Raw genomic sequence first — 12,100 nt, forward strand, 5'->3', positions numbered from 1 at the left:
GCCCGCGGCAAGGGGCGGGCGCCAGGGACGGGAGCCCCTTTGGCTCGATTTCGGCGCCCTCGTGCCGCGGGTGGCTGGAGGTGCCGGAGTCGACGGCTGTCGCTCCGGTCCATGACTCCCGCGTGGTCATGGCTGTTCCCAGATCGGCAAGCGACCGCTTAGTATGCGATGCAGCTCGGTCGGACGACACAGTCGGTGGAGGCCCCCATGCAGGCGGCGGGGGCCTTACGGCACGTCGACGGCGTCACCGGAGCCGGCGCCCGCCGCTTCAGTCGAACCAGCGGTCCCGCGCCAGTTCCCCGGTGCGCGACGGGTCCTCCAGGAGCGCGGCCACCTCGAAGCGGCGCGGCCACTGGCCGGCGGCCCAGGCCAGGCCCGCCGCGACGCCCTCCAGGGTGGACGCGTGCAGCACGCCGTCGCGGGTACGGCGCCAGTCCAGTCCGACGCCGTCGACGACGAGTTCGTCGTGCTCGACGTACGAGGCCGGGGTCCCGGGGCCCAGCAGGACGCGTACGGACTCCGGTACGTCGTGCTCCGTGCCCTCGGACGTCACCTCGCCGGTCACCGACTCGCTCAGCCGCCGCACCTGGAACAGCTCGGCCAGCTCGGCCGCCCGCGCGGGGCGCACCGGCAGCAGCGGGACGCCCGCGGTGAAGGGCAGCAGGTCGGGCGAGTCCACGACGAGGGCGTCGGCCGCGTCGACGACCGCGACCTCGCCGTCGACCACGGCCCGCAGCTCGTCCGGCAGCGTCACCTGCTCGGGGTCGAGCTCGGCCAGCGCGCCGTAGAGGGCGTGCAGCTGGGCGGGCGAGACGGGGCGGTCGGGGTCGGCGAGCCGGTCGAGCAGCTCGGCGGCGCCGCCCGGCTCGTCGAGCAGCGCGGCCACCGAGGTGCGCACGCCGAGGGCCCGCAGCACCTGCTCGTCGTCGAAGCCGCTCGCGTCGGCCTCGTCGTACAGGCCCGCGAGCAGCGGGTCTCCCCCGGCGGCCCGCAGTCCGGCCGGGCGGCGGCCGTCGAGCACCGGGTGCCCGCGCAGCCACCAGGCGGTGTACGGGCGGACGATCTCGTGCGTGCCGTCGGGCAGCAGGACGCGCACGGGCTGGGTGAGCGCGTCCCTCAGCGGCGGCCGCGACAGCAGCGCGAGCGCCTGGGGCCAGCGGTCGTCGTCGACGAGGTCCAGGTCGCGGACGGCGACGAGTTCGGTGGCCACCGGCGGTACGGGCGCGTCGGGCAGCCGGTCGAGGACGTCCTCGCACCACACGTCGACGGCGTCGAGCAGCCCGGCGTCGTCGGGCTCGGCGAAGTCGCCCTCGCGCGGTTCGAGCTCGTCCGGGTCGAGGACCACGTCGGTGGCCCTGACCAGGGCGAACGTGGTCAGCACACCGCAGGCGGCCAGCGGCTGCTCCCCCCAGCGCTCCGCCAGCCCGGCGTCCACGTGGGCGAGCTCGCCCTCGCGCATGACCCGCGCGAAGGGGCTGTCCGGCAGGACCAGCTCGCCGGCCGGGGCGAGTTCGCCGTCCTCGTCGGGCAGGGCGAGCGCGCCGAGCCACGGCTCGTCGCCCGGTTCGAGCCCGGCGTCGCGGACGAGCGCGAGCACGGTGTCGGCCAGTTCCTCGGCGTCCGGCGCGTCCTCGTCCCAGGCCGCGTCGTCGTCGAGCGAGGCGGCGACGGCGGCCCGCACCTGCGGGGTGGTCAGCACGGCGCGCGGGGTGGCGGGCAGCGCGCCCAGCTTCTCCAGCAGCGGGTGGGCGGCGTCCGGGTGGGCGACCTTCAGGCCGAGCCGGGCGAGGACGTCGGGCGCGGCCTGCACTCCGTCCGGGGTGGGCAGCAGCACCTGCCGCGGCCCGATGGCCGTACGGCCTCCCCCGGTGCCGAAAGCCCGGGAGGTGCCCCCGGCCAGGGGTACGGGCAGCCCGGTCAGCCGGTCCGGGTCCACGCCCGCGAGGCTGTCGTACAGCCGCCACCACCAGCCCGGCTCCTTCTCCAGGCCGGCCAGCCGGTCGACGGCCTCGGTCAGCGGGACGCGGGCGACGCCCAGCGTGCGCAGCTCGACGCGGCGTTCGAGCCCGGCGGGCAGCAGGCTGGGCAGCACCTCGGCGAGCACCCGTACGGTCTCGGCCCCCGCGCCCTCGACGACCTCGGCGTCGCGGGGGCGCAGCGCCTCGGGGACACCGTTGTCGCCGACCCCTCCGTCGAGGGCGACGTCCTGGCCGGGCTCGTAGGCGTCCGGTTCGGAGCGGGCGCCGGCCGGCCGCGGACGGGGCTCCCCGTGCCACCCGCCGGGGTCGTCCCCCGGGCCCCCGGCACCGGAGGCGGGCGGAAGGAACGCGGTGCGCGGCAGCCGCTCCAGGATCGCCCGGCGCAGGACGCCGTCCAGTTCGCCCCTGCCGAGCGGGCCGGGGACGAGGTCGATGATCTCGGGGGTGACCGGCCGCCAGGCGGCGAGCAGCTCGGCGTACGCGTCGGCCGCGCGCTCCACGACGAAATCGGTCAGCGGGCCGGGGGCCGCGTGCCGGCGGGTGGGGTCGAGCGGCAGCGAGGCGATGAGCAGGGCGGGCACGCCGAGGGCCTCGTCGCTGGGGGTCGGCGCGTGCACGACGGGCGCGGTGCGGGGACGGGCCGGAGCGCCCTCGGCGTCGACCGGCACCGCCCAGGTCACCGACCAGTGCGGGCGCAGCCGCTCCTCGACGGGCCGGTCCGCGAGCAGGCCGGGGTCCAGGGCGCCGTGGCGGGAGGCGACGCGCCAGCGGGTGTCGCCGTCGCGGCTGTCGCGGACGAGGACCTCGTGCGGGCCGTCGTCCTCGCGCCGCAGCGTCCGCACGTCCCCGTCCCCGTCCCCGCTCCCGTCCCCGGTCTCGACGACGATCTCCGCCAGGCCGGGCAGCGCGAGCAGCAGCGCGTCGTCGACGCCGGCGAGCAGCCGCTCGGCGAGGGCGGCCGCGGCGGCGTCGCGCAGCGGCAGGATCACGACGGTGTCGTAGCCCTCCGGGGCGCTGCCCTCCGCGGCGAACGGCAGGCGCAGCAGCGGTACGTGGCCGTCGCGGCGGCGCAGCTCGTCGCCGAGGCCGGGGCTGTGGCGGGCGGTGTCGGCGGCCAGGTCGCGGGCCTCGGCCAGGGACCAGCGGACGCCGCCGTGGCGGCCGACGAGGGCGGGCTCGTCGGTGACGGCGAGCACGGCGGCGAAGCCGACGCCGAAGCGGCCGACGGCGCCCTGCCCGGCGTCGTCGCGCTTGGCGGAGGCGCGCAGCGTGGACAGGGACTCGACGCCGGCCGCGTCCAGCGGGGCGCCGGTGTTGGCGGCGGCGAGGACGCCGTCGCGCAGGGTGAGCCGCAGCCGGCCGGGCACGCCCGCGCGGGCGGCGGCGTCGGCGGCGTTCTGGGCCAGCTCGACGACGAGGCGGTCGCGGTAGCCGCCGAGGACGAGCTCCTCCTCGGCGTTGGCGTCCTCCCGGAACCGGGCGGGACTGGTGGCCCAGGCGTCCAGCACCCCGCGCCGCAGACGCGCCGTCCCGAACGGGTCCGCGCCCTCGGCCGCCGGCCGCACGAACTTGCTCACGGTTCACTCTCCCTCTCGCGGTGCGCGGCCGCGCGGTGGCCTGTCGCCGCACACGGCGGCCCGTCGCCGCACGAAGGTACCGCGCGCGGCGCGGTGCCCGGCGCGGACGGGTTCCCCGCACGCGGGCGCCCCGCCACGCTCTCGCGCCCGTGGCCGCCCGGGCCGGCGGCGCCGGGACGGCGGCCCGCTGCGGTGGCCGGGTGACTGCGCCGGGCGGCCGGGTCGGACGCGCCGGGCCACGAGCCGCGGGTTCGCGGACCTGTGGGCCGGACGCGACCGGTCGCCTGCGAGGCCGGCTGCGCCGCTTCGGGGGCGCCGGAGCCCGGGGCGGACCGGGCCGCCCTCCGCCCCGCTCGCTCGCCCGCTACGAGTGCCCCAGCTCCGCGCTCGGCTCGTCCGTCGTCAGGGGGACCGAGCCCGAGTCGGGGGACGGGCGCAGCGGGAAGGGGTCCACCCTCGTCTCGTCGATCACCGGGTCCGCGGGCCGCGGGGGCTTCGGGACGACGGCGGCCTCCGAGTGGCCGCCGCAGCCGTACGCCAGGGACACCACCCGGCCGTCGGCCGGCGCGAACTCGTTGGCGCAGACGCCGAAGGCCTGGCCCAGCGAGCCGCCGATGGGGCTGAGGAAGCCGCAGCTCACGCAGGTCGCGGGCGCCGCCTGCGCCATCGCCGTCTTGGGGCCGTACGCCTCCTCCCAGCGGTCGGCCGCGGTGTGCAGCCCGTAGCGGGACAGGACGCGGGCGCGGCGCATGCCGAGCTCCTCGGCGACCGCCGTGATCGAGCCGCGCTCCGGCGCGGCGGGCAGGTCCGCGGGCGGCCCGTCGGTGACCTCCAGGTCCTCCGCCTCGACGAGGTCCCGCATCTCCTCGCTCACGGCGGAGTTCGGCGGGGGCTCCTCCTCGCCGGTGAAGCCGGGCTCCAGGCGCAGGTCCTCGGCCTCGGTCGGCAGCAGGTCGCCGGGGCCCATGTCGCCCGGGCGCAGCCGCTCGCTCCACGGCACCCACTCCGGGGCGAGCAGCGCGTCGGGGCCGGGGAGCAGCACCGTTTCGTCCAGGGTGACGACCTTCGCGCGGGAGGCGCGGGCGACCGTGACGGCCCAGCGCCAGCCGCGGTAGCCGAACTCCTTGCACTCGAAGAAGTGCGTGACAACGCGGTCGCCCTCGGAGACCAGGCCGACGTGCTCCCCGACGACGCCGGGCGCGGCGGCCTCCTCGGCGGCGGTGCGGGCGAGGTCGACGGCCTCGGCGCACAGACGGTCGGGGGTGCGGCTTCGCGTTGTCGCTGCGCTCACAGGTATCGCTTCTCTCCTACGCCGTCTCACGAGTGCGCCGTCCCTCGGCGGTGGACTGCGGACGGAGCGGACCGGGGGGCCGCGTCGACGTCCGTGCCCGATAGCGCTCGGGCGCACCTACTCCATCCATTCTGCGGGATGGCCGGAAGGCGCGCGGCCGAGAACAACCACCGCGGGCGCGTTACGCACGCTACCTCGTCCGGGCCCCTGGGCCCACACCGGCGGGGACGCTTTGCCGCGCGGCGCTCCCGCCGGGCCCGTGACGAAGCCCCGCAGGCCACCGTTTTCGGCTCGCGCCACGCCGGTCACCCGGGCGCGCCACTCCCCCTACGGACGGTAACGGCACTATCACGGCCGATGGCGGGGCACTATGACGGAGTGGCAGCCGCGAGGTCGCCCCAGGGAACCACCGGAACCGGAGGTTCGCGGGGACACAGCCGTACCGGCGGGCCGCGTCCCGTGGGCGGCGCGGTCCGTTCCGTCGGGCGCGCCCTGCACCGGCCGTTCACGGGCACGGCCCGCGGCATCCGCCGGGTGACGCACGCGCACGGCGCGGGCGAGTCGGGCCTGGGCAAGCTGATCGAGCTGCACGCGGTGAACGGCGCGGGCGACGTCATGATCACCGTCGCGCTCGCCTCGACCGTGTTCTTCTCCGTCCCCACCGACGAGGCCCGCGGCCGGGTCGCCCTCTACCTCGCCATCACGATGGCGCCCTTCACGCTGCTCGCCCCGGTGATCGGGCCGCTCCTGGACCGGCTTCCGCACGGCCGCCGCGCGGCGATGGCGGGCGCGATGTCGGCCCGGGCGCTGCTGGCGCTGCTGCTGTCGGGCGCGGTGGTCACCGGAAGCCTGGAGCTGTACCCGGCCGCGCTGGGCGTGCTGGTCGCGTCCAAGGCGTACGGCGTGGTCAGAAGCGCCGTGGTGCCCCGGCTGCTGCCGCCGGGCTTCTCCCTGGTGAAGGCGAACTCCAGGGTGACCCTGGGCGGCCTGCTCGCCACGGGCGTGGCCGCCCCGGTCGGCGCGGGCCTGCAGGTCCTGGGGCCCCGCTGGCCGCTCTACGGCGCCTTCGTGATCTTCGCGGCGGGCACGTTCCTGTCGTTCTCGCTGCCCCACAAGGTCGACTCCGCCAAGGGCGAGGGCAAGGCGCTGCTGGCCGCCGACGAGGAGCACCTGCGCGGGCCGCGCCCGAAGGCGGGCCGGCGCCCGGGCCTGCGCACGGTCGGCACCGCCGTCACGCACGCGCTCGCCGTGAACGCCGCACAGCGGTGCCTGTCCGGCTTCCTGACCTTCTTCCTGGCCTTCCTGCTGCGCGAGCACCCGCTCGCCGGGCAGAACGCGGCGGTGTCGCTGGGCATCGTCGGCGTCGCGGCGGGCGCGGGCAACGCGCTGGGCACGGCGGTCGGGGCCTGGCTGAGGTCGCGGGCGCCCGAGCTGATCATCGTGACGGTGGTCGCGGCCGTCCTCGGCACGGCGGTCACCTCGGCGGTGTTCTTCAGCGCCTTCTTCGTCGCGGTGCTCGCCGCGATGGCCGGGTTCGCGCAGGCCCTGTCCAAGCTGTCGCTGGACGCGCTGATCCAGCGGGACGTGCCGGAGCAGGTGCGCACGTCGGCGTTCGCGCGCTCCGAGACGCTGCTGCAGATGGCGTGGGTGGTCGGCGGCGCCGTCGGGATCGCGCTGCCGCTCAACGGCGTACTGGGCCTCGCGGTGGCCGCCGCGATCGTCGCCGCCGGCTGGCTGACCACGGTGCGCGGCCTGCTGGCCTCGGCCCGGCACGGCGCCGCCTCCCGTCCCCGGGTGGTCTGACCCCGCGGCGCGGGACGCGGAGCCCGGGGGACGGCCTCCGCCGGGCGGGGCCGGCGGCGCTCCGAGGCGCGGACGGTGCCCTCAGGCGGGTACCGGCGACGCTCCCGGGCGGGCTTCGGCAGCACTCACGGGCGGGTGCCGACGGCGCCCACGGGCGGACGCCGGCGGGGCTCCCGGACGGATGCCGGCAGCGCTCCCGGGTGGGGTACCGGCGGCACGCCGCACCCCGCGTGGCATGGGCACGGGAGTCGCCCGATAGCCTTCGCGCATGACCACCCTGCCCCGCCTCAGCGCCGTGCCCGGCATCCGCGCCGCACGCCACCGCCGTGCCGTCGCCGCCGTCGGCGCCGTTTCCGCCGGACTCCTGGTGCTGTCCGCCTGTGACAAGCCGACGCCCGTGGCCACCCTCACGGTCGGCAAGGACTCGGTGAGCTCCGAGACCGAGAGCTACTGCTACGACGAGGACAAGGCGGTGTCGACCGACGACATCGCGAAGTGCCTCAAGAGCAAGGACATCAAGTCCATCACGGTCGACCCGGACGAGACCGTGCGCTTCGGCGTGGACCCGGAGATCGCCGAGGACAGCTGGACGATCCTGCTGAACGGCAACCCGCTGACCGACTCCAGCAAGAAGACGTACCGCACCATCCCCGGCAGCGTGTTCTTCAACGCCCAGTACGGCGCGCAGGGCGACTCCTCGCTGGTCTCCGTCCGGCAGGGCGACAAGACCGTCCACGGCGTGTGGTCGTTCAAGCTCGAGAAGGACGCCTGACCACGTCCGGCACGCCCTTCCTCGTCGCCACCGCGGTACCCGCCGAGCGGGACGCGGTGGCGAGGGCGTTTCCGGGACCGGCCCGCGAGGTGCCGCTGCCCGGAGCCGTCCTGCACCGCACCGGCGCGTTCGACCTGCTCGCCGTCGGCGTCGGCCCCGCGGCCGCCGCGGCGGGCACCGCGACCGCGCTGACCGCCGCCGCGCTCGCCGGCGCGCCGTACCGCCTGGTCGTCTCCGCCGGCATCGGCGGCGGCTTCGCGCCCGCGGCCCCCGTCGGCTCCCTCGTCGTCGCCGACGAGATCACCGTCGCCGACCTCGGCGCCGAGACGCCCGACGGCTTCGTACCGGTCACCGGCCTCGGCTTCGGCACCGTCACCCACCGTCCGCCGGAAGCACTCGTACGAGACATCGCCGACGTCACCGGGGCGCGCCCCGGCACGGTCCTCACCGTGTCGACCGTGACCGGGAGCGCCGAACGCTCCGCCGAGCTGCTCGCCCGGCATCCGCGCGCGCTCGCCGAGGCCATGGAGGGCTTCGGGGTCGCCGAGGCCGCCGCCCCGCACGGGACCCCCGTGCTGGAGATCCGCGCGGTCTCCAACCCCATCGGCCCCCGCGACCGCGCCGCCTGGCGCATCGGCGACGCCCTCGCGGCCCTGACCGGCGCCTTCGGGAAGCTGGCACCCGTACTGGAGAGGTGGAACACCCATGACCCCCGCTGAGACCGACACCCTGCGCATCGCGTACTCGCCCTGCCCCAACGACACCTTCGTCTTCGACGCCCTCGCCCACGGCCGGGTGCCGGGCGCGCCCGCCCTCGACGTCACCTTCGCCGACATCGACATCACCAACGGCATGGCCGAGCGCGGCGAGTCCGACGTACTGAAGGTGTCGTACGCCGTGCTGCCGTACGTCCTCGACGAGTACGCGCTGCTGCCCTGCGGCGGCGCGCTGGGCCGGGGCTGCGGGCCGCTGGTGCTGACCAGGGAGGAGGGCACGGACCTCACCGGGCGGACGGTGGCCGTGCCGAGCGAGAGGTCGACGGCGTACCTGCTGTTCCGCCTGTGGGCCGCCGACGTGGTCCCCGGCGGCGTGGGCGAGATCGTGGTCATGCCGTTCGACCAGATCATGCCCGCCGTGCGGGACGGGAAGGTCGACGCGGGGCTCGTCATCCACGAGGCCCGCTTCACCTACCAGAACTACGGCCTGCACCGCCTCGCCGACATGGGCGAGCACTGGGAGGCGACGACCGGGCTGCCGATCCCGCTGGGCGCGATCATCGCCAAGCGGTCGCTGGGCGCCGAGCGCCTGGAGGCGCTCGCCGCTTCGGTCCGCGCCTCCGTCCGGGCAGCCTGGGACGACCCGGAGGCCTCCCGGCCGTACGTCCTGGAGCACGCCCAGGAGATGGACCCGGACGTCGCCGACCAGCACATCGGGCTGTACGTCAACGAGTTCACGGCCGACCTCGGCGAGGACGGATACGCGGCGGTCCGCGGCCTGCTGACCCGCGCGGCGGCCGAGGGCCTGGTGCCGGCCCTGGGACCGGACGCGCTGTCGTTCCCCTGAGGCGACGCCGGTACGGTCCCGCGCGGCGGTGCTCCGGTCCCGGCCGGCCCCGACCCGCCCGTGCGGTCCCGGCCGGGCCTGACGCGGTCCCCGGTGCGACGGGCGCGCCCTTCCGGTACGCAGGGGGCGCGTGGCGGGGACGCCCGCTTCCCGGCCACTCTTCCGAGGAGCGCGCGAGGGCCGGGAGCGACGCTTCCGCGCGCCCCGGCCCTCGTCGCCGGTCCGTGCCGCCGGCCGTACGCCGCTACACGTCGAGCTGGTCCGCCACCGCGCGCAGCAGGCCCGCGATCTTCTTGCCCGACGCCTTGTCGGGGTAGCGGCCCTTCTCCAGCATCGGGGTGATGTTCTCCAGCAGGGTCGTCAGATCCTGCACGATCGACGCCAGTTCGTCGGGCTTGCGGCGCTGCGCGGCCGCCACCGAGGGCGTCGGGTCCAGCAGCGTCACCGAGAGCGCCTGGTCACCGCGTTGGCCGGCGACGACGCCGAACTCCACGCGCTGGCCCGGCTTGAGGGAGTCGACTCCGGCGGGCAGGACCGAGGAGTGGACGAAGACGTCGCCGCCGTCGTCGCGGGAGAGAAAGCCGAAGCCCTTCTCGCTGTTGAACCACTTGACCTTGCCGGTAGGCACGTCTGTCCTCGTCCTCGTACTCGTCGGATGATGCTCGGAAAAGTTCTGCACGGCGGGAAACCGCCCTGGATAGCAGTACAGCGGGTCGCCCGGACCCGCCGGTACCAAGGCTAATGGTCCGGCGCCCGCTGACAAGACGTCGCCGGAGTGTTCCTACGCGCTGGGAACTACCCTGGTCGGGTGCGTGACAAAACCCAACCGAATTCCGCCGAACCCGGGGACCGGCTGATCCGTGCCGGCGCCCTGGTGTTCTTCGCCGGCGCCGTCGCCACTCTGGTCACGGTCGCCCCGCTGCTGCTCGGCGCGACGCCGTTCCCGACCTACATGTTCGGCCTGAGCATGCTGATGGGCGTGGGGTTCCTGATCGCCGGGGCGGGAGTGCTCCGGTCGATCGCCGCGGGCCGCCGCGCGGCCCGCGCCGCCACGCAGCCCCAGACCTGACGGCCGGTCCGTCCGCGGTCCCGCGGCTCAGGCGGACGCGACGTACCCGGCCAGCCAGGCCGGGAACTCCGTGAGGTCGCCGAGGACCACGTCCGCGCCGGCCCCGCGCAGCTCCTCCGCGTCGCACGGCCCGGTCGCGACCGCGACGGACAGCGCCCGCGCGGCCCGCGCGCCGCGCACGTCCCCGACGTGGTCGCCGACGTAGACGGTCGCCCCGTGCTCGCGCAGCGCCTCCGCCTTGCGCTCGGCCCACAGGTCGCCGATCACCGCGTCCGCCTCGATGCCGAGGTGCGCCAGGTGGAGCTTGGCGTTCGGCTCGTACTTGGCGGTGACCACGATCGCGCGCCCGCCGGCCGCCCGCACCGCCGCGATCGCCTCGCGGGCCCCGCGCATCGCGGGCGTCGCGGCGATGGCGTGCGTGGGGTACATCTCACGGTAGGCGTCGGCGGCCGCCGGGACCTCGGCGGCCGGGAACCAGTTCACCAGCTCCTCCTCCAGCGGCGGCCCGAGCCGGGTGACGACCAGGTCGGCGTCCACGTACGTGCCCGTCCGCTCGGAGAGGGCCAGGTAGTTGGCGCGGATGCCCGGCCGGGAGTCGATCAGGGTCATGTCGAGGTCGAAGCCGACGGTCGGCGCAGGAGAACTCATGCGGGCCATTGTGCAAGGAGCGCGGGCCGGGCCCGTCCCCGCGTACTCCGTACACAGACCTCGTACCTGCGGCGATCGCGGTGGTGCCGTGCCGCCGGGCCCGGTCGCCGCCGGATGTCCACCGGCTGTTCACCGGCTGCCCGTCGGCTGTCCGCCGGACGGGGTCGGGTCAGCCCCGGGCCCGCTGCGAGCGCCACAGCAGGTACAGGGCCGAGGCGACGGCCGCGCCGCGCAGGACCCAGGGCCAGGTGCCGGTGACCGCGTCGCCCATGCCTCCCTCGGCGACGGGGTCGCCCCAGCGGCCCTCCGTCCTGCCCCACAGCCAGACGACGCCCGCGGCGGCGACGAGTCCGGGCAGGCCGAGCACGGCCCACTTCGACTCGGCCGGGGTGAGCCGGCGCGAGGCGTACGCGATGAGCCAGCCCAGGACCATCGGCACGAGGTTGCCCATGGCCGCGCCCGCGACGAGGAGCACGGCGGCGAACAGGAGCAGCGGGTTGGCCCAGCTCCCGGGCGCGGGCAGGCGCAGCAGACGGCGGCGGGCCGGCGCGGCGGCCTCGGCCGCGGCCGGGGCGGCGGCCTTCTCGACGGACTCCGCCGCGGCGGGCCGGGCCGCGGCCTGCGCGCCGGGCGGATGCTCCGGCGGCGGCTTCAGCATCTCGGGGATCTCGATGCCGCCCACGAACCCGGGCACGCTCTCCCCCGGCCCGAGCGGCGTGCTGTCCACGCGCCACCAGTCGGGCCGCGTGGCGCTCGACCCCAGTTCCTCGGTGCTGGCCAGGTGCGGCGGGGACGGCACGCCGCCGGCCGGGCCCGCGGGCTGTCCGGCGGCCGGCCCGGCGGGCCGCGGCCGGGGCACGATCCGGCGCAGCCCCCTGGACCGGGGCGACCGCTCCTCGTCCTGCTCGCGCGCGGACTGCGCCGGCTGCACCGGCACGGAGGCGCGGGGTCCGGGCGCGTCGCCCGCGCCGCCGGAAGCACCGCCCCCGGAGCCGCCGTTCGCCGCGTCGACCACCTCCTCGGGGGTGCCGAGGCGGGTGAGGATGCGGCGGACCGAGGCCGGGCTGTCGGGACCGGCCTTGGACCGCCGGCGGTCGATCTCGTTGCGCAGCTCGGAGACGAGCCGCATGCGCGCGCCGGACGGCAGGGCCCGCTGCTGGGCCAGGTCGCCGACCCGGCTCAGATAGTCGAAGACGAGCTGATCGCTCTCAATCCCCACGAAGTCCCCTCCGGGGCGCCCAGACTGTGACCCACCGCGACCGACGGTACCGCGTCCTCCGCAGGGCTTCTGCCCCCGGAGAGGACACGCGGAAACGATCAGCCAGGTTCCCGTGCCGGAGACGGCCGGACCACGGACCCGCACACGCCGTACGTGCCGTGCGCGTTCGTACGCGCCGT

Annotated in this window: 10 protein-coding genes; 5 read left to right on the forward strand and 5 right to left on the reverse strand. The window is 76.5% G+C overall.

Annotated features, from left to right (window positions below; genetic code table 11):
- Positions 1-268: 268 nt before the first annotated feature.
- Both IE271_RS08410 and IE271_RS08415 read right to left on the reverse strand, forming a co-directional pair.
- Positions 269-3,556, reverse strand: coding sequence for a sacsin N-terminal ATP-binding-like domain-containing protein (locus IE271_RS08410; RefSeq protein ID WP_190189550.1), 3,288 nt, complete (start codon positions 3,554-3,556; stop codon positions 269-271).
- Positions 3,557-3,920: 364 nt separating this feature from the next.
- The gene (locus IE271_RS08415; RefSeq protein ID WP_190189551.1) at positions 3,921-4,847 is read right to left on the reverse strand and encodes a DUF3027 domain-containing protein; all 927 of its coding nucleotides are present in this window, start codon (positions 4,845-4,847) and stop codon (positions 3,921-3,923) included.
- Between the two features lie 378 nt (positions 4,848-5,225).
- On the opposite strand from IE271_RS08415, the gene IE271_RS08420 reads away from it, so the two are divergent.
- The 4 genes from IE271_RS08420 (at position 5,226) to IE271_RS08435 (ending at position 8,985) form a co-directional block, all read left to right on the forward strand.
- A complete protein-coding gene (locus tag IE271_RS08420) occupies positions 5,226-6,650 on the forward strand; it encodes an MFS transporter (protein ID WP_190189552.1) in 1,425 nt (474 codons plus the stop codon).
- A 268-nt stretch (positions 6,651-6,918) separates the two neighbouring features.
- A complete protein-coding gene (locus IE271_RS08425) occupies positions 6,919-7,422 on the forward strand; it encodes a DUF2771 domain-containing protein (protein ID WP_190189553.1) in 504 nt (167 codons plus the stop codon).
- Positions 7,392-8,141 (forward strand): futalosine hydrolase, encoded by a 750-nt coding sequence (locus IE271_RS08430; protein ID WP_190189554.1) that lies wholly within the window; start codon positions 7,392-7,394, stop codon positions 8,139-8,141. Before IE271_RS08425 ends, IE271_RS08430 begins: the two co-directional genes overlap by 31 nt.
- The gene (locus IE271_RS08435) at positions 8,128-8,985 is read left to right on the forward strand and encodes a 1,4-dihydroxy-6-naphtoate synthase (protein WP_190189555.1); all 858 of its coding nucleotides are present in this window, start codon (positions 8,128-8,130) and stop codon (positions 8,983-8,985) included. The genes IE271_RS08430 and IE271_RS08435 overlap by 14 nt, the downstream gene beginning before the upstream one ends.
- A gap of 244 nt (positions 8,986-9,229) precedes the next feature.
- Here the strand turns inward: IE271_RS08435 and IE271_RS43560 are convergent, their stop codons facing one another.
- Complete coding sequence (locus IE271_RS43560; protein WP_190189556.1) at positions 9,230-9,613, reverse strand: cold-shock protein; 384 nt, start codon at positions 9,611-9,613, stop codon at positions 9,230-9,232.
- Positions 9,614-9,793: 180 nt separating this feature from the next.
- On the opposite strand from IE271_RS43560, the gene IE271_RS08445 reads away from it, so the two are divergent.
- Positions 9,794-10,054, forward strand: a complete 261-nt coding sequence (locus IE271_RS08445) for a hypothetical protein (protein ID WP_190189557.1) — start codon at positions 9,794-9,796, stop codon at positions 10,052-10,054.
- A gap of 27 nt (positions 10,055-10,081) precedes the next feature.
- Here IE271_RS08445 and IE271_RS08450 read toward each other — a convergent pair whose 3' ends face one another.
- Complete coding sequence (locus IE271_RS08450; RefSeq protein ID WP_190189558.1) at positions 10,082-10,711, reverse strand: HAD family hydrolase; 630 nt, start codon at positions 10,709-10,711, stop codon at positions 10,082-10,084.
- 160 nt (positions 10,712-10,871) lie between these two features.
- Positions 10,872-11,921 carry a hypothetical protein gene (locus tag IE271_RS08455; RefSeq protein ID WP_190189559.1) on the reverse strand — a complete coding sequence of 350 codons (1,050 nt, stop codon included), beginning with the start codon at positions 11,919-11,921 and terminating at the stop codon, positions 10,872-10,874.
- Between the last annotated feature and the right edge of the window lie 179 nt (positions 11,922-12,100).

Origin of the sequence: Streptomyces minutiscleroticus (assembly GCF_014650875.1) — a bacterium.
In the GTDB taxonomy this organism is placed as follows: domain Bacteria; phylum Actinomycetota; class Actinomycetes; order Streptomycetales; family Streptomycetaceae; genus Streptomyces; species Streptomyces minutiscleroticus.

What these genes read in the sequence shown, in the direction of transcription:
- IE271_RS08425 (WP_190189553.1), top strand. Translation starts at nt 6,919, where the DNA reads ATGACCACCCTGCCCCGCCTCAGCGCCGTGCCCGGCATCCGCGCCGCA.
- IE271_RS08435 (WP_190189555.1), top strand. Translation starts at nt 8,128, where the DNA reads ATGACCCCCGCTGAGACCGACACCCTGCGCATCGCGTACTCGCCCTGC.
- IE271_RS08450 (WP_190189558.1), bottom strand. Translation starts at nt 10,711, where the DNA reads ATGGCCCGCATGAGTTCTCCTGCGCCGACCGTCGGCTTCGACCTCGAC.